Below are 20,674 nucleotides of genomic sequence, written 5' to 3' on the forward strand. Positions count from 1 at the left end.
ACCTTCCTCTCCGCCGTCGCCCTCGCCGCAACCGTCATCTTCTGGCTTTGACGATCAATGAGTCTGGACCCTAGCCCGCAATGGCTGCGCCTGCAACAAATCCACATCTGCCCAAAGATCCTGGGCCCGGCCTCGTATTCTGGGATACAGGCCAGCAACAGGGAGTCGCGAGCCGGAATTATCCGAACCAATCGGGAACAGGAAAGGCACGCGTCACGCCGATGCTCCGGAACACTGCACGAGGCGCAGCACGATCCGGGCGCTCTGCTGCCAGTTTTGCTTGTGCAATGAACGGGATCCAGATGCAGTTTGCCAAGGTCCTGGCGAAAATCGTGCCCGCCTCCTGTCATCCGACATTGCGTCACTGAAGGTAGTTCCTTCCGAAAACCCTTGATTGTGGCATTGCCTCAGGCAAACTCAACCTTAGGCGGCAATCCGCCATGGGTATGCCGACAATAACGAATGGGGGAGTAAATGGATGCCAAAGGCCCGATGTCCCAATGGGACATGTTCAACACCGAAATCAGTGATGACCATATGCCTGCGACCGGGATGGACGCCCGCGCCGCAAAGGCGATCGTCAACAGCGAAGCATGGACCGATGCCAAGCCGGAGATGAACCTTTCGTCCTTCGTGACCACATTCATGGAACCCGAGGAGATGGAACTCGCCCGCGAGCATATCCTCAAGAACCACATCGACCATGACATGTATCCGCAACTGTTCGCCATGGAACGGCGGATGGTCAAATGGCTGCACAAGCTGTGGAACGGCCCTGCGGATGTTGAACCCTATGGGGCGGCCACTGTCGGGTCATCCGAGGCCTGCATGCTGGCGGGGCTGGCCCATAAATGGAACTGGCGGCAGGCGCGCGAAGCCGCCGGCAAGGACGCCACGCGCCCCAACATGGTCACTGGCGGCAATGTGCAGATCGTGTGGAAGAAGTTCCTGCGCTACTTTGACGTGGAACCCCGCATTGTTCCGCTGAAACCCGGAAACTATCGCCTGACGGCGGAGCATCTGGACAAATATGTCGATGAAAACACCATATGCGTCGTTGCCATTGCCGGGCAGACCTTCACCGGCGAAGATGACGAGATTCAGGAAATCCACGATTGGCTGGACGCTTATGAAAAGCGCACCGGCATTTCCATTCCCATGCATATCGATGGGGCTTCCGGCGGCTTTGTAAACCCGTTCTGCTATCCCGATTACAAATGGGATTTCCGTCTGCCGCGTGTGCAGTCGATCAACGCGTCGGGGCACAAGTTTGGCCTTGTCCCACCGGGCCTTGGCTGGGTTGTGTTTCGGGAGCGCAAGGTTTTCAACGAAGACCTGATCTTCTATGTCAATTACCTGGGCGGCGAGATGCCGACAGCGACGCTGAACTTTTCGCGCAACGCGGCCCAGATTGCGCTGCAGTATTACGGGTTCATCCGCTTGGGTTTCGAAGGCTATCAGCGGATCATGACACGCACGGTGGAGAATTCGCAGTATCTGCGCACGCTTCTGCTCGACAGCGGATACTTCACCATCATGAACGAAACCCAGCGGATTCCCGTCGTCGCGCTGACGCTGAAGGATGAATACAAGACCTTCAACGAATTCGACGTCTCTGCCAAGGTGCGGGAACGGGGCTGGGTTCTGTCGGCCTATGCGATGCCACCCGATGCAGAGCAGGTGAATTCGCTGCGCGTCGTGGTGCGGCCGCATCTGAACCGCAATGTGTTGAAAGGTCTGGCCCAGGACATCATCGCGGCCTGCGAGTGGCTGGAGCAGCATGGAGGCAATGCCACGCCACCCGAACTGCATGCCGCGCATATGGTCACCCCGAGCAAGTGCTGATGCCAATATGATCCCGGCGCGGAACCGGCCGTGATGGCGGTTCCGCGCTGCGATGCGCCCTGCCCTGCGTTCAGGAGACATGCCCGCCATGCTGACACCCATCACCGACTGGATACTGACGTCTCTGAGGACGCATCCCGAGCTTGCGATCTTCATCACACTGGCCATTGGCTATTGGGTCGGGGCGATTAAATTTGGCACCTTTACCCTTGGCGCCGTCACGGGAACGCTGCTGGTCGGCATCGTGATCGGCCAGATCGGGATTGATGTCTCGCCCCAGATCAAATCGATCTTCTTCATCATGTTCCTTTTTGCCGTCGGATATGGGGTCGGGCCGCAATTCGTGCGCGGCGTCGCGGCGGATGGATTGCCACAGGCGGTATTTGCCGTTGTGATTTGCCTGATCGTGCTGGCCTGCGTGGTTGGCGGGGCCATGGTGATGGGCTATGGCCCCGGCCTTGCTGCCGGGCTTCTGGCCGGATCGCAGACCATTTCCGCCTCGATCGGGATCGCAACGGATGCGATGGTGCGTTCTGGTCTTGGCGGCGATCAACTGATTGCCGAAGAGAACCTGATCCCCGTCGCCTATGCCATCAGCTATATCTTCGGAACAGTGGGAACCGGTTGGATCCTTGCCTTTCTTGGCCCAAAACTTCTGCGGATCAATCTGGTCGAAGAATGTGCGCGGTATGAACGTGAACATTCGATGGGGGCGCCCGCGGCGGGCATGGGCAGCGCATGGCACCAGCACGAAATCCGGGCTTTCCGGATTCCGGCAAAGGGACAGGTGACCGGGCAGACCATCGCCGCCGCAGAATCCGCAGCCAAGGGTGAAAGACTGTTCATCGAAGGGCTGCGCAAGGGCGGCAAGCTTGTGGCACTGACACCGGACACGGTGCTTGAGGCAGGCGATATCGTGGCTGTATCGGGGCGGCGCGAGGCCTTGGTGGCGCTGTCAAACCTGACCGAAGAGATCGAGGATCGCGATCTGATCGACATTCCGCTTGAAACGGTGGATGTTCTGGTGACCAACAAGCGCGCAGATGGCGCCACGCTGATCGACCTTGCAAAAGAACCTTTCGCGCGGGGCGTTTACCTGAACGCGATCCGACGCGGGACAGCGGGCATGGCGGTGCCGATCCTTGCACAAACCCGGCTTCATCGCGGCGATATCATGCGTATCACCGGAACCAAGACCAATACCGACCGGGTGGTGGCAGCCCTTGGCTATGCCGACCGCCCGACGACCGTGACCAACATGGTTCTGGTCGGGCTTGGCATCTGTATTGGCGGGTTGATCGGTTCGCTGATCCTGCCGGTGCATGGCGTTCCCATCACGTTGGGTACGGCTGGCGGCGCATTGATTGCCGGGCTCGTTCTGGGCTGGTATCGGACTGTCAATCCGCGCCTGGGCAATGTGCCTGAATCGACGCTCTGGTTCATGAATTCGGTTGGTTTGAATGTGTTCATCGCCGTGGTCGGGATCACGGCTGGCCCGACCTTCATCGCAGGTTTGCAACAGGCCGGCATTGGCATCTTTCTGACCGGGATTTTTGCCACGGCGACACCGATGATCCTTGCCCCGCTGATCGGAAAATATGTCTTTCGCTTTGATCCGGCGATCAATCTGGGCTGTTGTGGTGGCGCGCGCACCTCAACCGCTTCGGTGGCCATGGTTGGCGATGTCGCGAAAAGCAATGTGCCCATGCTGGGCTATACGGTGCCCTATGCGGTGTCCAATACATTGCTGACACTATGGGGGCTGGCCGTCATCCTGCTGATTCAGGCCGGACCGACCGGTGTGCCCCCGGCGCCCCCGGCCCCCGCAGCCGTGACATCTACAGGCCCCTGAATTCGGGGCTTTGACACCGATCGGGTTGCAGTTTTCAGGGTGCCCTGCCGGGACATGGACCCCAGCTTTTCGCCGGGATCAGAATTTGCGGCGGTCATTATCATGGCCGGCCGCCGTTTGGCACTTGATCTCGACCAGCGTGGCAGAACGATCCGCAGACAGTGCCGATCGAAGGTGGCCATCCCGGCCTTGCCTTCCATCTGGCTGGCCCGGAGGGGATTGCATCGTGATCCGCGCATTTCTGCTGGCCTGTATCCTGTACCTGCTTGCGCCTGCGCCTGGGGCGCATGACACCACCCGCACAAACCTGCAGTTGCAACGGGACAAGGGCAGCCGCCCCCGCCGCCCCCGCTGCGTTTTCGGCCTGATCCATGGTTTCGGCCGTGGCTAGCCTGCTGGGGCTGACCCTGCATGACGGTCCGGCCGGAAAGCGGGTTGTTCTAGACACCAGTCAGAACGCAGTTTCAGTCGCAGGGGTGCAACCTTCTGATCTTGGCTGATGCCACCCCACCATTCGATCCTGTTGTCAACCTGCGTCACAGAGTCACGTAACGGATTGCAAAAATATGCGCAGAGCGCTGTCTTTCGCGCCAGAGTAGACTACACTTTGTCGTGAACTTTGGTCGGGGGACATGATGGTCAGCATCCTGGGGAAAGGCGCGGCAGGAAAGCCAGAACGGCAGATTATGCAATTGCTGCGCACAACCGCACTGGTGGCCTGCGCCGCGATGGCCGTGATCGTTTCCGGCGCGGCGGTTTCTGCGCAGGGTGTCAGCGAAGGCTCGCCCTTCGGCAACCTCGAGATCGGGGCTGTCACAGTCAGGATCGTGAACCCGAGCGCCGACGCCGCGATCAATTCCCGGGCGGAAGATGCGGTGCGCCGTGCGCTGTCACTGTATCCGGGCGCGCGTTTTTCGGAACAGGGGATGGATTTCGCGCTTGGCACCGCCCGCCGCGCCGCCGGTGTGGCCAATATCGACTATGACGCCGCGCCGGGCGCCACCGGAAATGTTGACCTGACGATCAATGTGACCTTGGCCGACGGCGCGCGGGCGGCGGAAGGGCGCGGCTATGCGCTGACCGGTGACAGCAAGGATTTTCCGCTGATCTATGATCGCAACGGCACCATGCTGAAGTTCCGGCTGGATGCGCTTGCGCTGTACTACGCGAACAACAACGCATGGTATGGTCGGCCCGACCTGATGCTGAACGGCAATCCACTGGTCAATGGTACCCCCTCTGGAAAGGGCTATGACGATTGGGTCGAGGGCTACCTGCATTACGGGCTTTACGGCATCACGCCGATCCATTCGAACCTGTATCTGTATGGCGGGGTCAGCGCGATCACTGCGGGCTCTTACGGTCAGGAACTTTTCACCGACAAGACCCGGTCCCACACCTTCTTTGAAGATGCCTATGTCGGAATTGTCGGCGGCAATACCGATGAACAGGGCAACCGGCTGAGCTACAATCTGACGGCAGGTCGGCAGCGGTTCACCCTGGCCAATGCCTTTCTGATTGCGAACACGGCCGCCAACGGCGAAGAGCGCGCGGCGCTTCAGGCCAATGCGCGCTGGTCATCTGACCTGCTGGTGTTGGGACAACTGAGCTATAACGACACCAGGTTCGAAGCCTTCTATGTCGATCCCGACGAATTGCCGACCCTGGACACCAAGACCCGCATCGCCGGGGTGAACCTTGAAACCAAACCCTTTGACGGATTCAAGTTCGGCGCCTCTTACCTGACCGTGCCGCAATCGCGTTCAAACTATTTCGGTCCGACGGGCACCATCATCGGCACCCGCGACGGGTTGGAACTGATCGACGCGCGGTTCACCTATCAGCCCAACCCCTCCAACGTGGCGGGGCCGTTTTTCGGGGGCGAAATCGCGCGGCAGACCAATCGCAATTTCGACATGGATGCGCGGGCCGGATGGGTTGAACTGGGCTATAGCCTGCCCCAGGCGAAATGGTCGCCTTCGGTCAGCTACAGGATTTCGTATTTCTCGGGTGACGATCCGACGACCTCGACCTATGAACGCTGGGACCCGCTGCTGTCGGGCGGCAATGGCGAGCAATGGGTGCAAGGTGCGAACCACTTCAAGGTGGTTCAGGATAGCAACGTCATCGCCCACCGGATCCAGGCCCGGCTGAAGGTTGCGCCGCGCGTGGAAATCGTGCCGCAGCTCTGGGCCTTCAAGGCCGATCAGTTGAACAATATCGGCGGCAATCCGGCGCTGTCGTTCCTGAGCGATCACGACTATGGCTATGAAGCCAACGTGACGGTCAAGTGGTTCAAATCAAAGAATACCTATGTTCACGGTCACATCGCCTACACGGTTCCCGGTGATGCTGTGAAGTCAGCACTTGGCGGGTCTGCCAAAGACTGGCTGAGTGCGATGGTCTTTGTGCGTTACGCGTTCTGATTCCAAATCACTTCAGTTGAAAGGACTCTGAAATGACTGACGACACCGATAATGCAGAAGGCATCGAACGCCGTGATTTTCTGCGGGCCCTGGGCGTTGCTGCTGCGGGCGGCGTCGCCGGAACCGTGGGTGCGACTGCCGCCGAAGCACAAGAGGCGCAGAACGTCGCGCTTGGCTTTGGCCCCTATGCCGAACCCTGGACCCCGCAGGATGCGGCGATTCCAGGTCGGCAGAATGTGGTGCCGGTTTCGGATGATTATTTCATCCCCGGCCGGTTCGAGGGCAAGACCATCATCGTCACCGGATCGGCCCGCGGCATGGGCGAGGTTGCCGCACGTCGTCTGGCCCGCGAAGGTGCGAATGTGGTCGGCGTGGACATCCTGGAAGAGCTGGGCGCCAAGGTGATCGACGAAATCAACGCGGCGGGGGGCAAGGCGGTCTTTCTGGGCGGCGATATCGCCGACAATGCCGTCTGCGAAAAGATGGTGAAACTGGCCGTCGATACCTATGGCGGGCTGGATGGTGCGATCAACAACGCGGGCGTGATGGATGCGCTGCACCCGGATGAACCCATTGATTACGTCAACCAGACCCATCGGGTGATGGCCCGGATCGATGAGGCGGGCGATGAATACTGGGATCGCGTGATCAAGGTGAACGTCTATGGCACCTTCTATTCCATGCGCCACCAGATCCGCCAGATGATCGCGCAGAACCGCGGCGGGGCCATTGTCAACGTGGCGTCGGTCGCCGGGATTCGCGGCTTTGGCGGTACGGTTCCCTATGTGTCGTCCAAACATGCGGTTCAGGGCATCACCAAAAGCGCGGCAATCGATTGCGCCCCCTTCGGCATCCGGATCAATTCGGTCGGCATGGGCACCACGATTACCCCGATGTTCGAACGGGCCTTTGAAATCATCGATCAGCGTCGCGCAACCAATTACGCCGATACCGGCATCGGCCTGTACAAGAGCATGAGCCTGCTGCAGTTCAGCGATCAGAAGAAACGCGGATCGACCTCGGCCGAACAGGTGGCGATCATGTTGTTCCTGCTGTCGCAGGAGGCATCGAACATCACGGGTTCGACCTACAACACCGATGGCGGCTTCACCATTTTCTGACATGACGCCCGGCTACCGCAACGCGGTGGCCGGGCCCCTTCCCCCTTCACCCGGAGTGATCGACATGGAAAGACGCGATGTCCTCAAGGGCATGACACTGGCCGCTGGCACCATCGCCGCAGCGGCCACCATCACCTCTGACGCCGCAGAGGCGCAGGTGCCGGGTGGCAAGCCGGGGCGCAATGCGCTTGTGCCGATGAAACCGACCGATCCCGACTATCACATTCCGGGCCGTTTCGCAGGCAAGACCTTCATCGTGACCGGTTCGGCCCGGGGCATGGGTGCCGCTGCGGCGATCCGTCTGGCGCGTGAAGGTGCCAATGTCGTCGGCGTGGACTGGATCAAGGATCTGGGCGAGGCGACCGATGCGGCCATCCGCGCCGAGGGCGGCCAGAGCGTTTTCGTGTTCGGAGACGTGGCCGAGGCCGCAACGATGGAGGCCGCCGTGCAGGCTGCCGTGTCGAACTTCGGCGGGCTGGATGGGGCAATCAACAATGCCGGCGTGATGGATGGCGTTCATTCGGGCGAACCGAATGATTATGCTGCACAAAAGCCGCTGATCTTTGCCCGCATCCATGAAGCCACGCAAGATTACTGGGACAATGTGTTCCGCAGCAATGCGCTTGGCATGTTCCTGTCGATGCGCGCGGAACTGCGCTATCTGGTCGAACAGGGCAAGGGCGGATCGATCGTGAATGTCGGCTCGATCGCCGGGATGACGGGGCTTGCGGGCAATCCGGCCTATGTGGCCAGCAAACATGCGGTCAATGGTCTGACGAAGAACGCCGCCATCGACTATGCGCCCTATGGTATCCGGGTCAATTCGGTGAACATGGCGGCGACCGATACGCCCATGGTGGCCCGGGCGGGCGCGATGGTCGCAGCGTCGATGAAGGAAAGCACCGGCCCGGCGATGGGGTCGATCAAGACCAACAGCATTCTGGCCTGGACTGACCCGAACAACCGCCCCGCCACGGTGGCGGAGCAGGTGTCGATGATGCTGTTCCTGCTGTCAGATGAGGCATCGAACTTCACCGGCGCGATCTATGCGACGGATGGCGGCTGGACCGGCTATTGATGCCCAGTTGTCGCCTGCGCCCCAGAGCATCGGTGCGCAGGCGGCGCCCTTCGGGCCAGGGGATTTCCCCGGTCCCCACAGCGTGCGTGCCAAGATGATGCAAAAAGTGCAGGGCCTTGTTGACCGGAGCCTGCTTTCCCCCCTGCTTCCCAATGGCCTGCTCCTGGGGGCCTTCGCCTTCAGATCTTCCCTGGCGCCAAGTCTGGTGCCCAGAACCGAATTGTTGCAGGGCGTGGTTTCCGGACTCAGTTTTGCCTTGGGCTATGGCTTTGCGGCTGCGATCCTGTGGTGCCTGCGGATGCTGGAACTGGTCAAGCAGGGCCAGCCCATCCACCTGCGTGACATGTGGGTTCGCCTTGCGCTGACGGTTTTCCTTATCGTGGCGGGCCTGATGCAGGTCACCGATTGGCAGAACGGCGTGCGTCAGGCGATGCAGATGCCGCCGCTTGAGGACTACCGCACCCTTTTGGTGGCTGCCGTGGCCTTGGCCGTGGCGACGATCCTGCTGCTTCTCGGGCGGATCTTCCGCCGGGCCTGGCTGATCTTCGCGCGGATGATGACGATCGCATTGCCGGTGCGGGCGGCGTTGCTGATGGGGTTTGTCGTGGCCTCTGTCCTGTTCTGGTCAATCGGATCGGGTGTGCTGGGTCGTGGCCTGATCAACATGCTGGACGCCAGTTACGCCCGGCTGGATGCCCTGATCCCGACCGAGACATCGCCACCGGCCAGCGCATTGAAATCGGGCACGGCAGGGTCGCTTGTCTCGTGGAGCAGTCTGGGCGCGCAGGGCCGCGATCACATGCTGGCCGCACCCGATGCTTCTGCAATAACCGGACTGACCGGCCAACCCGCGCTGGAACCCATCCGGGTTTATGTCGGGGTGAATTCGGCAAAGACCCCGGAACAGCGCGCGGGGCTGGCGCTGGCCGAACTGCAGCGGACGGGGGCCTTTGACCGGGGCACGCTGGTCATTGCCACGCCTACCGGCACCGGCTGGATTGACCAGGCGGCATCACAGCCGCTGGAATACCTGCTGCATGGCGATGTTGCGACGGTATCGGTTCAATACTCCTATCTGCCAAGCTGGCTTTCGCTGTTTGTCGAACCCGAACGCGGGGCCGAAACCGCGCAAGAGGTATTCCGCGCCGTCTATGGCCACTGGACGGCGCTGCCCAAGGATCGGCGCCCACGGCTTTTCCTGTTCGGGCTCAGCCTTGGCGCGCTGAATTCTGATCTGGCGGTCGATGTGTATGACATCATGGGCGATCCGTTTCATGGCGCGCTTTGGGCCGGGCCACCCTTTGCCAGCCGCACCTGGAATGTGGTGGTGGAAAACCGTGTTCCGGAAACGCCGGTCTGGCGGCCCCGATACAGTGACGGCCGGATGTTCCGCTTTACCACCCAGGACAATTTCCTGGGCGAGGGCAGCGCTGATTGGGGGCCCCTGCGCATTGCCTATCTGCAATATCCGTCAGACCCGATCGTGTTCTTTGAACCTGGTCGGGTGATTGCCCCGCCGCGCATCTTCACCGCGTCGCGCCCGGCCGATATCTCGCCCGGTCTGCACTGGATTCCGGTGGTCAGCTACCTGCAGATGGCGCTGGATATGGCCACCGCCGCCGGAACGCCCAGGGGGTTTGGCCATGTCTATGCCGCATCCGATTATCTGGATGCCTGGGTCGCGCTGCTGGAGCCAAAGGGCTGGACGCCCGCCGGGATTGAACAATTGCGCGCCCGGCTTGTGGCCGAAGGGCTGTAACGGATCAGGGTGTCCGGTATTTCCAGGAAAGCCGCACCGAAGCCCGGTCGTGCATCTGGCAATCTACCGGTCATGTGCCGGGTGGATATCAAGCGGGGATAAAGCCGGGCCGTTCCAGCACATAGAAATGACTGTGACGGGCCATGCCTTTTGCGATGCCATCAGGGGCGGTGGCATAGTGCCGAAATCCGAGTTTGCGCGCGAAGCGGTCCGAGGCGATGTTGTCCGTCGCACAGCGCCAGAGGCAGCCGTTCACCCCCCGATCCGACAACGCCAGGGAAACAAGCTGCGCCACACCCAGCTGGGGCAGCCCGGTTCCGTGGTCGCACAGGCGAAAGACAATCGCCGCCAGTTCCACATAGGGGCCCGGGCGTAATTCGGGGTGATCGTGAAACTGCCGATGCAGGCGCGCACCCATGCCGAGCATTTCGCCCGTCGCAGACAAAAAGACATGCGCCCGCACATGGGGCAATGCGGTCCAGTCGGTCAATCGCCGCAGCAGTGCCGCGACGGTTTCGGCCGGGTCCTCGCGCAGATACCGCCAGAGCGCGGCGTTCCGAGGCCCATGCAGCGCCTCAAAAAGCGGAGCTGCATGGGCCTTGGCGTTCAGCATCTCGATCCGGCAGATTGTGGCCGGACGATCAGACAAGTTCTGGCATCGGTCGCGCCATCAGCTTCAACCGATCCGCATGGTAATCGGCGTGCATCTGATGGCGGTCATTGCGCATCGCGGCGACCACAGCGGCACCAATGGCGGGGGCCTGGGCAAATCCCCCGGTATTGTGCCCGCCGATGATCACCACGCAGGACTCTGGCGACTTGAACGATTCAAACAGGCCCAGCCCCGAAGGTGTCCAGGGCCGCACGCAGTATTTCAGCGTGTCGTTCAGGGTGCCCGCGTCCATCATCGCCGCAAATTGTTCGGGGAAACAGGTGGCGGCGGTGTCCTTCAGCCCATCATAGATGGCCTCCAGCAGATCGGGGTCGATGTTGTCGGGGTTGAACCCCGTGAACCCATAGCCAGACCCGATGATCGCGCAGCGCTCGCCCTGTTCGTTCCAGCCCACCGTGACATTGGCATCTTCGGTGATGTGGCCCAACCGTGCCAGCTTGAGCGAGTTCCGCAGCCCGCCTTCAGGGTCGGGCAGTGACAACCAGGCACCCAGAACCCCGCAAATCTGGCGTTGGGTTCCTGTGCCGTTCAGCGCCGCGCCGGCATAGACGCCCGGCGCAATCACGATATTGCCGCCGATCCGTTCGCCGGTTGACAGTTCGATACCGTCGATCCGCGCCTCGCCCGAGGTGATGATCCGCGTCATTTCGGTATCCCAGCGGAATTCCGCCCCCGCCCGTTCAAAGCGGTCGATCAGATTCATCATGAAGCGATGCACGTTCACGGTGAAGCCATGAACATAGACGCCGCCAATGATCTGACCCGCGGCAATGGCCGGTTGCAGGATCGGCTGTTCTTCGGCCAGGTGATCGATCGACACATCGCGCAGCTTGGCACCGACGCGTTCCTGCCTGGCGCGCGAGGTCTCAAAATGGCGCTGGTTCGAATAGACCCGCAGAATATCAGGCTGCAGGCCGGAGTCGGCGAACAGCTCGGGTTCTTCGCTGATCCAGCGGTCCCACATCGGGTGGCTTTCGCGATTGAACCGGAAGATCGCCTCGTTATAGCTGTCGGCCAGCCATGAGGGGATGTTCTCGAAACTGTCGATCCACTGGCGTTCGTCGGCGTTCAATTCGGTCGAAGGAATGACGTTCCAGCCGTTTTCCCGCACGCTGCGCGAAAATTGCCAGTTCATGTCATCATGGATGCTGCGGCAGTTATAATTGTCCATCTCGGACAGGGTGAACATGCGTGCATTGCCGCCACCGGCGCTGCACCCCAGCCGCCGCCAATGGGCACCCCGGCGCGGATCGGGGCGGGCGTCGATGAACGATACGCTGTGACCCTCGCGAAGCGCGAAATGTGCCACGATCAGATTGACCACCCCGGCCCCGACAAAGGTGATGTGCTTGCGCAGCGCCGTGTGGCCAAGATTCCCGAACCGGTCCAGACACAGGCGCTGTTCGGCCCGCTGGAACGCCTCGGTCACCGTGGCGGCGGGCGCAACAACCTGCACATTCGCCTCGGTCGCGCGGCTAAGAAGCTGGGCACGGCCAGCGGTATCGCCATAGCAGGCCAGATAGACCGGCCGGTTTGCGGCCCGTGCCCATTCGGTCAGGACATCGGGATCCAGATCATCCGATGTGACGATGACCGAAACCGGCGTGTTGCGCAGGAACCGCGACAGATGGCGTGGCCCCTTGCGCAATAGATCGTGGCGATAGTGCAAAGTGTCGGTTGCGAGTTCCTCAAGAACCGTATCCGCCACGCGCGAAAGAAGCAGAAAGCTCATGTTTCATCCCGTTTTTAGGCCGCTTCAGACCAGAACGACATATGCGGCCGTCCCGATCAGCAGAGCGGCCATCGAATAATTGAAAACCTTCAGGTAGACGGGGGTGCTAAGCAGTTTGCGGATACCCACGCCGAACCCTGCCCACAGCGACGAAGAAACGACGTTGACCGCCGTGCAGACGGTAAAGATCGCAAGGCCCGACGCCAGGATCGACGTGCCGACCGGCATGAAGATCGACGCCGTCGTGGTGGCCTTTACCCATGCCTTGGGATTGATGAACTGAAAGAACGCCGCTTCCGACATGGTCAGCGGTTTGGGCTTTGCTTCGGCATTGGCAACCTTTGCCCCCACCAGCTTCATCGCAAGGTAGATCAGATACGCCGCCCCGGCCCATTTCAGGATGGTCTGCAAGGCCGGAAAATACTCGAACAACACGCCAAAACCGATGCACAGCAGAAAGGTCTGCACTGCACAACCTATAGCAATCCCAAGGATATGCGGACCAGTCCGGTTGAACCCGAAATTCACACCGGACATTGTCAACATGACATTGTTCGGTCCCGGAGTTACAGACATGGTCCAGTAATATAGCGCGAGCGCTATATAGGGTATTCCCAGAATGGTCATGTTTCAGGCGTTCCTTTTTAACGTAGGCTGCCGCAAAATTCCTGAATGCGAATGCAGGCCTGGGTGATCGCGTCATTGCTGGTGGCGTATGAGAGTCTGAAATTGCCGGATTGGCCAAAAGCCGAACCATGAACTGCCGCGACGCCCGTTTCTTCCAGAAGGGCCGATACAAAGCTCTCGTCCGAAGTGATCAGGCGTCCGCCAGCCGTCGTTTTTCCAAAGGTCTGTGTGCATGCAGGAAAAACGTAAAAGGCACCTTCGGGCAAAAGACAGGCCAATCCGCGTGCCTGATTCAGCATCGAGGTTATCAGATGGCGCCGATCATCAAAGGCACGACGGAAGCGGAACAGGTGGTCCTGCGGGCCGTCCAGCGCGGCAACCGCAGCCCATTGGGCAATCGAACAGGTCCCGGAGGTCTGTTGCCCCTGCAGCAGCACCATCGCATCAATCAAGGGCTTTGGGCCCGCAGCGTAACCCAGCCGCCAGCCCGTCATCGCATAGGCCTTGGAAACGCCATTGATCGTCAGCGTGCGTTCCAGCATGGCGGGTTCGACCTGCGCGCCCGTGGTGTATTCAAAGTCGTCATAGACGAGGTGTTCATACATGTCGTCGGTCATCAGCCAGACATGCTGGTGCCGCATCAGCACTGCCATCAGCGCCGAAAGCTCGTCACGCGTATAGGCCGCGCCCGAAGGGTTTGACGGCGAATTCAGCAGCACCCATTTGGTGCGCGGCGTGATCGCCTGTTCCAGGGCCTCGGGCTGAAGCTTGAACGCATGGGCCTGCGTGGTGGGCACACAGACCGGAACCCCACCGCACAAGGCGACCATCTCGGGATAGCTGACCCAATAGGGCGCGGGCACGATCACTTCGTCGCCTGGATCAAGACTGGCCCGAAACGCATTGTAAATCACATGCTTGGCGCCGGTTCCGACGATGGTTTCCTCGGCCCGGTAGGTCAGGCCGTTCTCGCGCAGAAACTTGCGGGCGATCGCCTCGCGCAGTTCGGGGACGCCAGCGACGTTGGTGTATTTGGTTTCGCCCCGGTGGATTGCGGCGATGGCAGCTTCCTTGATGTGATCCGGCGTATCGAAGTCAGGCTCGCCCGTGGACATCGAGATGACATCCGCGCCAGCCAGTTTCAGGTTGCGCGCCTTTTGCGTGATGGCGATGGTTTGCGACGGCTGGATATGGGCAATCGATTTGGCGATGATCGACATTGTGACGCGTTTTCCTGAAGGGGGCCAGTCAGTCTGGCATGATGGGCAGCGCGCGCAGCCAGGCGGTATAGTCAGGGGGAAGCACGTCAGCCCCGCCCAAAACATGCGCCATGTAGCCAGCCCGCGGTTTCAGCCCGTCGATGTTATGGTTGCGCGACACATAGGTCGTCGCCCGAACTGTCGCGGCGCTGGCATGATCGTAAACATCCACCTCAAGCCGCTCATACTGGCCAGTGGCGACATTCTCATAACGATCAAGCACCTCAAGCCCCGTTTCAGGCATCCGGTTCAGGGTGCCATAAACATGCGCGTCGGCATCTTCTTCGATATTTGCGGCGCCGGCGCCTATGAAATAAGCAGACGGTTTATTGAACAAGAGGCGAAATCCGTCCAGTCGCCCAAGGCTGCGAGAAATGGAAAATATATTTTCCTTGTTGAGTCGTTCTTTTTCCAACCGGTCAACATCCATGTTTGACCCATAGGCAAAATAGATGATCATTTTCGCACAACCCCAGAACGAGCACGTACGGAGCTATACATTTACGATTGTGCTGTCAAATGCTTTCTCCGAGATTCATATATCTTGCCAAATAGATGAAATTTCGGGGCGTAATTTGATCGTCCGGACAAGATTTTTTCGAAAGGTTTTCGTCATGTTATCAGCGCAGTAGGTATTTGAACCCAAGGGTGATCGCGCGGTGGCGTGGCGGAAATGACAGGGCGCACCAAAGGGCTGCTTCGTCTTGAAACACCCTGGCCACGCAGGGCGGCACAGCAGCAAACACGCGAATGATGGCTTCATCTGCACAGTCGCGCAGGAAAATTGTGCTTCGTTGCATTTTCAACAAAAAGGCGAGTAGTGGTGCCGAATCCATCCTCGGTGGCTCCTGCGCCAGCGCAGACACAGAGGCCATGCAGCGGGTCGCATTCAATGGACCTCGGTCGCGAACAAGACAGACCTTTGCCGCGCGACACAGTCCCCTTCGGGTGTTGGTGTCTTCCCAAGCCGGAGGCAGAAATGCCAGTTCTGACTGTCACCGCCGCGCACGATCTGATCCGGGCCGCCCTGATCGGCAGCGGTCTGGCCCCGCACCATGCCCCCTACTTCACCGAGGCCATTCTGGATACCGAACTGGCCGGGCTTGAAGGGCACGGGTTCTACTGGCTGGATTACTATTGCCAGCATCTGCGCAGCGGCAAGGTGGATGGCCGGGCTGAACCACAGGTCACCGCCCTGTCGGCCAGCAGCTTTCGGGTGGATGCACGGCACGGCTTTGCCCATCCGGCGATCGAGGCCGGGTTTGCCCATCTTGTTCCGGCGGCAAAGGCCCAGGGCATTGCGGCGATGGCGGTCTTTAATTCCTACAACGCGGCGACCTTGGGGTTTCACACCGGCACATTGGCACGGGCCGGGCTGTTTGCCCTTGGCGCCACGAATGCGGTGCCAACTGTTGCCCCCGTGGGGGGAAACCAGCCGATCATCGGCACCAATCCCCTGTCCTATGCGGTTCCTGCGCCGGGCGGGCAGATTGCCTTTCTGGTCGATCAATCCGCCACGGCGGTGGCATGGACAGCCGTCAAACGCGCGGCCGAGGCCGGGCAGCCCATCCCGCTGGGCTGGGCCCTGGATGCCGACGGGCAACCCACCACCGACGCCGAGGCGGGTTTGGCCGGATCAATGGCGCCGGCGGGCGGGGTCAAGGGGTTCTCCATCGGCTTGCTGGTCGAGGTTCTCTGCGCAGCCCTTGCCGGGGGGCGGCTTGGCCCCGATCAGGGGTCTTTCACCGAAAATGACGGGCAGCCCATCGACAATGGCCAGTTCTTCATCGCGATAGACCCCGACAGGCTTTCGGGCGGCAGCTTTGATGCCACGATTGCGCGGCTTGTCGCCTCGATCACCAGTCAGGCGGGAGCACGGCTCCCCAATGCCCGGCGTGAAGCGAACAAGCAGCGGCTGGCAGTCGAAGGGTTGCAGATCGAGGACAGGCTGCTGTCGCGCCTGCGCGCCTTTGCATGACCGAAGATCAGGTTACCCCTTTGTTGCGGGATGCGGGTCTGTGGCAAGGCCCGGTCATCCTGCGCAGCCTGAAGGGCGGCTATCTGAACGAGGTGTTGCTGGTCACCACGGGTTCCGCAAGGCTGGTGCTGAAACGCTTTGCCCCCGAAACGGCGGGCACGCTGTTTCCCAACCGCCCCGCAGATGAAGCCCGCGCCTTGCAGCGGCTTTCCGGACTGGATGTCGCGCCGCAGCTGTTGGGGTTCTGGCCCGAAGCTTCGGTGATGATCTACGACTATGTCGAGGGCAGGCCATGGCAGAGGGGCACTGCCGATGTGGCACAGCTGCTGCTGCGCAAGGAGGCTGCCGATCCGTCCGGCTTCCGGCCTGTGCCCCTGCATCCAGCCGAAATTCTGGCCGAGGGTGACGCGCTGTTGGCCCGCTGCAGCGCCCCGCCCGGCAATCGCCCGGTTCCAGCCGATCTGCCGCCACCAAACCGTCTGTCGTTGATCCATACCGACCTTGGGCCCGGCAATCTGATCGGTCAGGGCACGGGATTGCGGATCATCGACTGGCAATGCCCGGCAGCCGGGGATCTGGTGGAAGACATCTACAGCTTTCTGTCGCCCGCGTTTCAGATCCTGTCAGACCACCCACCCTTGACCGACGCCGAGCAAGCCGAATTCTGGCAGGCCCTGGCCCGCCCCGATCTGCACGAACGCTATCTGGCCCTGCGCCCCTGCTTTGCCTGGCGCATGGCTGCCTATTGCCTGTGGCGGTCCGAAACCCGGCCCGAAGCCGAGGTGCGCGCCCGCTATGCCCAAGCCTTTGCCGCCGAATTGCACCACCTGGAATGACCCGATGATCATTGAACCCACCATCCACAGTTTCAGCCTGTGGCACCACTTTGCCCACAAGCCCGGCTTCGATTGCGTGGCCTATGCCGATCTGGCGGCAGAACTGGGCTTTCGGGGTATCAGCCTGTCGTTGAACAATCCCGAATACCGGCATCTGGGGGGGCGCGAAATCTGGCGCATGGATCGGCTGCGCGACCATCTGCATGGGATCGGGTTCAGCCTTGAGGTTGATACATCAGGCACCAATCCTGCCCATATGACCGAAATGCTGACTGTCGCGGCGCGGATGGGGGCCAGTTCCTTGCGCACCTATACGCGCCATGGCGGCACCCCCGATCAGATGATGGCCGCCACCCTCCGCGATCTGGCGGCGGTGGCCCCGGTTGCGGGCGATCTGGGCATCACCATCGTGCTGGAAAACCACGAGGATTTCACCGGCCCCGAACTGGCGCGGATCGTGGAAACGGTTGGCCACCCGGCGCTGAAGATCCTGTATGATTACGGCAATTCCCAGATGGTGCTGGAGGATCCCGAAGCCGCGCTGGACGCCGTCTTGCCGCATGTCCATTCGGTGCATTTCAAGGATCACGTGATGGTGCGCCCCGAACATGCCGGGCAGTTGACGGTGGCCGGGGTGCCCATCGGCGACGGGGCGCTGCCGCTGGCGCGGCTGACCAAGCGATTGCTGGATCACGGGCTGCGGCGGATCACCTTTGAAAATGTCTGGGCCTATTCCGCCCCCATCCGGCCACAGCGTGCACCGCTGGCCGGGGTCACGCTGGGCGAAGGGGCCTTTGCCTTTGCTGATCCGCCGTTTGATCCGGGCTTTCTGGTGCTGGATCAATCGCAGCTTGCGCCCGACCGTCTGGTTGATCTGGAATATCGGGCGCTGATCCGTGGCAAGACGGCCTTTGACGCCATTTTGCGCGGCCTGGGATGCAGGTTTTCCGGCTGACGGTTCCCGCTGCCAAGCGGGTCGTCAGGCGGGCACCGTGACAAAACCCCCCTCGGCGGCCACGGCGCGCAAACAGGCCACAAGGCTGGCGGCGGCGGGCAGCATCCGGTCATCTGCGCGGGTCGTAATGCCAATCGGGCGGGCGGTGGTGGGCAAGGGCACCGGCAGGGCCACGATGGAACCCGTGGCGATTTCCTGCCGGGCCAGTTGCACCGGCCAGACCCCCAGATAATCTGTCGCCTGCAAAAGCCCGCGCGTCGTCAGGAATGACACGGTTTCCACGCTGTGCAGCGGCGGATCAAGGTTCTGGTCGCGAAACGCCTTGTCGAACTGTCGGCGCAGGGTGGTTGATGAACCGGGCAAAATCCAGTCACAGGCCAGAAGATCGGCAAGCCCGATCCCCGTTCGTGACGCCAGCGGATGCCCGCGCCGCGCCACGATCTGCGCGCAGTCATTCATCAGCAGTTCCTGCTTCAACCCGTCACGATCACGGAATTCCGGCAAACGCCCCAGCACCAGATCAAGCTCGCCCGCCCGCAGCGCCGGCATCAGCACATCATTGGTGGCTTCCTCCACCTTGATGACCAGCCGCGGCCGATCCCGGCGCAGGCGCACAATCGCCTCGGGCAGCAGCCCGGCCGAACCCGCCAGCAGCGTGCCGATGGTGACATGGCCAGATGATCCGTCGCGCAGATCGGTCAGTTCCTGTTCCGCCTTGCCGATTTGCGCCAGGATCAGCCGGGCATGGGCGGCCAGACTGCTGCCAAAGGTGGTGGGCACAACCCCGCGATTGGTGCGTTCGAACAACTGAACGCCCATCTGCCCCTCGGCATCCTGGAGCGCCTTGGTCACGGCGGATTGGGTCATGTTCAGCGCCTCTGCCGCGCGCTGCAGATTGCCTTCGGCGACAATGGCCGCGATCAGGCGCAGGTGGCGCACCGTCAGACGATTGGCAACCTGATGCATGAGGACGCCTGGATTTCCGTTGCTGAATACCTGACGCGGATCATTCCACTTTTCGTCAACCCCGGCAAGGCGGTCCGCCATGGCAAAGGCCTGCGCCACAGGATGAACGGCCCGGATGCGATCCGTGGCAGGTCATCCCATGGGCACAGGCCCGAAGATGCGGCCTTGCGGGCCGTCAGTCGACGATGGTGGCCTCGGTCGCGGCGCGCAGCTCCGCCTCGGTCACGCCATCGGCCAGTTCCACGATCTTCAATCCGCCCGGCACCACATCCAGCACCCCCAGATTGGTGATGATGCGGTTGACCACGGCCTTGCCGGTCAGCGGCAGGGTGCAGGATTTCAGCACCTTGGATTCGCCGTGCTTGCTGGTGTGATCCATCACCACCACCACGCGGCCCACCCCGGCCACCAGATCCATCGCACCACCCATGCCCTTGACCAGCTTGCCCGGGATCATCCAGTTCGCCAGATCGCCGTTTTCGGCCACTTCCATCGCACCCAGGATCGCCATGGCGATCTTGCCGCCGCGGATCATCGCAAAGCTGGTGGCACTGTCGAAATAGGCGGTCTGCGGCAGTTCGGTGATGGTTTGCTTGCCCGCGTTGATAAGATCGGCGTCCTCGTCCCCTTCGAACGGGAAGGGGCCCATGCCCAGCATGCCGTTTTCCGACTGCAAGGTCACATTAACGCCTTCGGGAATATAGTTCACCACCAGCGTCGGAATCCCGATGCCAAGGTTCACATACCACCCGTCCTGAAGCTCCTGCGCCGCGCGTGCGGCCATCTGATTGCGGTCCCACATGGTCTTTCTCCTGTTCCTGCTTGCGACGCTTGGCTTTACTGCGCTGCTTCGCGTTTGCGGGTGGTCCGCTGTTCGATCCGTTTCTCATGCGTGCCCTGCACCAACCGGTGCACGTAGATCCCCGGCAGGTGGATATGATCGGGGTCAAGGCTGCCAAGCGGCACGATCTCTTCCACCTCGGCCACACAGATCCGCCCGCAGGTGGCCGCCGGAACGTTGAAATTCCGCGCTGTCTTGCGGAATATCAGATTGCCCGAAGGATCGGCTTTCCAGGCTTTCACGATGGCCAGATCGGCCACGATGCCGGTTTCAAGAATATAGTCGCGGCCGTTGAAGGTTTTCACATCCTTGCCCTCGGCGATCACCGTGCCGACGCCCGTTGCCGTGTAGAACCCCGGGATGCCCGCACCGCCCGCCCGCATCCGTTCGGCCAGCGTGCCCTGCGGGTTGAATTCCAGCTCCAGTTCGCCCGACAGATACTGGCGCATGAATTCGGCATTTTCGCCCACATAGGACGAAATCATCTTCTTGACCTGCCGGGTTTCCAGCAGTTGCCCGAGCCCGAACCCATCGACACCCGCATTGTTCGACGCGACCGTCAGGTCTTTCACCCCGCTGTCGCGCAGCGCCGCGATTAGCAGTTCGGGGATACCGCACAGCCCGAACCCCCCCGCCGCGATCAGCATTCCGTCCCGCAAGATACCGTCCAGCGCCGCTTGCGCGCTTGGGTAGATTTTGGTCATCGCACCCTCACTCCCTGTCGTT

At 61.3% G+C, this 20,674-nt stretch carries 19 protein-coding genes; 10 read left to right on the forward strand and 9 right to left on the reverse strand.

The features are described 5' to 3' along the window. Positions 1 to 474 precede the first annotated feature (474 nt). The 7 genes from gad to V6590_RS17245 all read left to right on the forward strand — a co-directional run bounded on the left by gad (position 475) and on the right by V6590_RS17245 (position 10,081). Complete coding sequence (gene gad / locus V6590_RS17215; protein WP_335424919.1) at positions 475 to 1,845, forward strand: glutamate decarboxylase; 1,371 nt, start codon at positions 475 to 477, stop codon at positions 1,843 to 1,845. 88 nt (positions 1,846 to 1,933) lie between these two features. Further along, a complete protein-coding gene (gene aspT, locus V6590_RS17220; protein ID WP_335424920.1) occupies positions 1,934 to 3,697 on the forward strand; it encodes an aspartate-alanine antiporter in 1,764 nt (587 codons plus the stop codon). A 226-nt stretch (positions 3,698 to 3,923) separates the two neighbouring features. Beyond that, positions 3,924 to 4,088 (forward strand): hypothetical protein, encoded by a 165-nt coding sequence (locus V6590_RS17225; RefSeq protein ID WP_335424921.1) that lies wholly within the window; start codon positions 3,924 to 3,926, stop codon positions 4,086 to 4,088. A gap of 241 nt (positions 4,089 to 4,329) precedes the next feature. After that, the gene (locus V6590_RS17230) at positions 4,330 to 6,123 is read left to right on the forward strand and encodes an alginate export family protein (protein ID WP_335424922.1); all 1,794 of its coding nucleotides are present in this window, start codon (positions 4,330 to 4,332) and stop codon (positions 6,121 to 6,123) included. 32 nt (positions 6,124 to 6,155) lie between these two features. Next, on the forward strand, positions 6,156 to 7,244 hold the full coding sequence (locus V6590_RS17235) for an SDR family NAD(P)-dependent oxidoreductase (protein ID WP_335424923.1): 1,089 nt from the start codon (positions 6,156 to 6,158) through the stop codon (positions 7,242 to 7,244). 64 nt (positions 7,245 to 7,308) lie between these two features. Beyond that, positions 7,309 to 8,322, forward strand: coding sequence for an SDR family NAD(P)-dependent oxidoreductase (locus V6590_RS17240; protein ID WP_335424924.1), 1,014 nt, complete (start codon positions 7,309 to 7,311; stop codon positions 8,320 to 8,322). Positions 8,323 to 8,419: 97 nt separating this feature from the next. After that, positions 8,420 to 10,081: an alpha/beta hydrolase gene (locus tag V6590_RS17245; protein WP_335424925.1), complete on the forward strand. Its 1,662-nt coding sequence runs from the start codon at positions 8,420 to 8,422 to the stop codon at positions 10,079 to 10,081. 88 nt (positions 10,082 to 10,169) lie between these two features. Here V6590_RS17245 and V6590_RS17250 read toward each other — a convergent pair whose 3' ends face one another. The 6 genes from V6590_RS17250 to V6590_RS17275 form a co-directional block, all read right to left on the reverse strand. Next, positions 10,170 to 10,694, reverse strand: a complete 525-nt coding sequence (locus V6590_RS17250) for a GNAT family N-acetyltransferase (protein WP_335424926.1) — start codon at positions 10,692 to 10,694, stop codon at positions 10,170 to 10,172. Positions 10,695 to 10,722: 28 nt separating this feature from the next. Beyond that, positions 10,723 to 12,486, reverse strand: a complete 1,764-nt coding sequence (locus V6590_RS17255; RefSeq protein ID WP_335424927.1) for an NAD(P)/FAD-dependent oxidoreductase — start codon at positions 12,484 to 12,486, stop codon at positions 10,723 to 10,725. A 24-nt stretch (positions 12,487 to 12,510) separates the two neighbouring features. Then, a complete protein-coding gene (locus V6590_RS17260) occupies positions 12,511 to 13,113 on the reverse strand; it encodes a LysE family translocator (protein ID WP_335424928.1) in 603 nt (200 codons plus the stop codon). Positions 13,114 to 13,130: 17 nt separating this feature from the next. Next, complete coding sequence (locus V6590_RS17265) at positions 13,131 to 14,333, reverse strand: pyridoxal phosphate-dependent aminotransferase (RefSeq protein WP_335424929.1); 1,203 nt, start codon at positions 14,331 to 14,333, stop codon at positions 13,131 to 13,133. Between the two features lie 28 nt (positions 14,334 to 14,361). Continuing rightward, positions 14,362 to 14,832, reverse strand: coding sequence for a gamma-glutamylcyclotransferase (locus V6590_RS17270; protein WP_335424930.1), 471 nt, complete (start codon positions 14,830 to 14,832; stop codon positions 14,362 to 14,364). Positions 14,833 to 14,992: 160 nt separating this feature from the next. Continuing rightward, positions 14,993 to 15,208 carry a hypothetical protein gene (locus tag V6590_RS17275; protein ID WP_335424931.1) on the reverse strand — a complete coding sequence of 72 codons (216 nt, stop codon included), beginning with the start codon at positions 15,206 to 15,208 and terminating at the stop codon, positions 14,993 to 14,995. Positions 15,209 to 15,351: 143 nt separating this feature from the next. Between V6590_RS17275 and V6590_RS17280 the strand changes: the two genes are divergently transcribed. The 3 genes from V6590_RS17280 to V6590_RS17290 are packed head-to-tail and all read left to right on the forward strand — an operon-like array spanning position 15,352 to position 18,141. Beyond that, complete coding sequence (locus V6590_RS17280; protein WP_335424932.1) at positions 15,352 to 16,350, forward strand: Ldh family oxidoreductase; 999 nt, start codon at positions 15,352 to 15,354, stop codon at positions 16,348 to 16,350. Beyond that, positions 16,347 to 17,186 carry a phosphotransferase gene (locus V6590_RS17285; RefSeq protein ID WP_335424933.1) on the forward strand — a complete coding sequence of 280 codons (840 nt, stop codon included), beginning with the start codon at positions 16,347 to 16,349 and terminating at the stop codon, positions 17,184 to 17,186. Before V6590_RS17280 ends, V6590_RS17285 begins: the two co-directional genes overlap by 4 nt. Positions 17,187 to 17,190: 4 nt before the next feature. Beyond that, on the forward strand, positions 17,191 to 18,141 hold the full coding sequence (locus tag V6590_RS17290; protein ID WP_335424934.1) for a sugar phosphate isomerase/epimerase family protein: 951 nt from the start codon (positions 17,191 to 17,193) through the stop codon (positions 18,139 to 18,141). A gap of 24 nt (positions 18,142 to 18,165) precedes the next feature. On the opposite strand, the gene V6590_RS17295 is transcribed toward V6590_RS17290, so the two are convergent. The 3 genes from V6590_RS17295 to V6590_RS17305 all read right to left on the reverse strand — a co-directional run bounded on the left by V6590_RS17295 (position 18,166) and on the right by V6590_RS17305 (position 20,652). Next, the gene (locus V6590_RS17295) at positions 18,166 to 19,188 is read right to left on the reverse strand and encodes a LysR family transcriptional regulator (protein ID WP_335424935.1); all 1,023 of its coding nucleotides are present in this window, start codon (positions 19,186 to 19,188) and stop codon (positions 18,166 to 18,168) included. 94 nt (positions 19,189 to 19,282) lie between these two features. Further along, on the reverse strand, positions 19,283 to 19,909 hold the full coding sequence (locus V6590_RS17300) for a 3-oxoacid CoA-transferase subunit B (protein WP_335424936.1): 627 nt from the start codon (positions 19,907 to 19,909) through the stop codon (positions 19,283 to 19,285). 35 nt (positions 19,910 to 19,944) lie between these two features. Beyond that, on the reverse strand, positions 19,945 to 20,652 hold the full coding sequence (locus V6590_RS17305; protein ID WP_335424937.1) for a CoA transferase subunit A: 708 nt from the start codon (positions 20,650 to 20,652) through the stop codon (positions 19,945 to 19,947). Between the last annotated feature and the right edge of the window lie 22 nt (positions 20,653 to 20,674).

The sequence above is a fragment of the Gemmobacter denitrificans genome (genome assembly GCF_036964905.1).
Lineage (GTDB): Bacteria > Pseudomonadota > Alphaproteobacteria > Rhodobacterales > Rhodobacteraceae > Gemmobacter > Gemmobacter denitrificans.

Coding starts and splice junctions, on each gene's coding strand:
- V6590_RS17230 (WP_335424922.1), top strand. CDS start 4,330: ATGATGGTCAGCATCCTGGGGAAAGGCGCGGCAGGAAAGCCAGAACGG.
- V6590_RS17295 (WP_335424935.1), bottom strand. CDS start 19,188: ATGGCGGACCGCCTTGCCGGGGTTGACGAAAAGTGGAATGATCCGCGT.
- V6590_RS17290 (WP_335424934.1), top strand. CDS start 17,191: ATGATCATTGAACCCACCATCCACAGTTTCAGCCTGTGGCACCACTTT.
- V6590_RS17270 (WP_335424930.1), bottom strand. CDS start 14,832: ATGATCATCTATTTTGCCTATGGGTCAAACATGGATGTTGACCGGTTG.
- V6590_RS17255 (WP_335424927.1), bottom strand. CDS start 12,486: ATGAGCTTTCTGCTTCTTTCGCGCGTGGCGGATACGGTTCTTGAGGAA.
- V6590_RS17280 (WP_335424932.1), top strand. CDS start 15,352: ATGCCAGTTCTGACTGTCACCGCCGCGCACGATCTGATCCGGGCCGCC.
- aspT (WP_335424920.1), top strand. CDS start 1,934: ATGCTGACACCCATCACCGACTGGATACTGACGTCTCTGAGGACGCAT.
- V6590_RS17240 (WP_335424924.1), top strand. CDS start 7,309: ATGGAAAGACGCGATGTCCTCAAGGGCATGACACTGGCCGCTGGCACC.
- V6590_RS17300 (WP_335424936.1), bottom strand. CDS start 19,909: ATGTGGGACCGCAATCAGATGGCCGCACGCGCGGCGCAGGAGCTTCAG.
- V6590_RS17250 (WP_335424926.1), bottom strand. CDS start 10,694: ATGCTGAACGCCAAGGCCCATGCAGCTCCGCTTTTTGAGGCGCTGCAT.
- V6590_RS17285 (WP_335424933.1), top strand. CDS start 16,347: ATGACCGAAGATCAGGTTACCCCTTTGTTGCGGGATGCGGGTCTGTGG.
- V6590_RS17245 (WP_335424925.1), top strand. CDS start 8,420: ATGCAAAAAGTGCAGGGCCTTGTTGACCGGAGCCTGCTTTCCCCCCTG.
- gad (WP_335424919.1), top strand. CDS start 475: ATGGATGCCAAAGGCCCGATGTCCCAATGGGACATGTTCAACACCGAA.
- V6590_RS17305 (WP_335424937.1), bottom strand. CDS start 20,652: ATGACCAAAATCTACCCAAGCGCGCAAGCGGCGCTGGACGGTATCTTG.
- V6590_RS17275 (WP_335424931.1), bottom strand. CDS start 15,208: ATGGATTCGGCACCACTACTCGCCTTTTTGTTGAAAATGCAACGAAGC.
- V6590_RS17235 (WP_335424923.1), top strand. CDS start 6,156: ATGACTGACGACACCGATAATGCAGAAGGCATCGAACGCCGTGATTTT.
- V6590_RS17260 (WP_335424928.1), bottom strand. CDS start 13,113: ATGACCATTCTGGGAATACCCTATATAGCGCTCGCGCTATATTACTGG.
- V6590_RS17265 (WP_335424929.1), bottom strand. CDS start 14,333: ATGTCGATCATCGCCAAATCGATTGCCCATATCCAGCCGTCGCAAACC.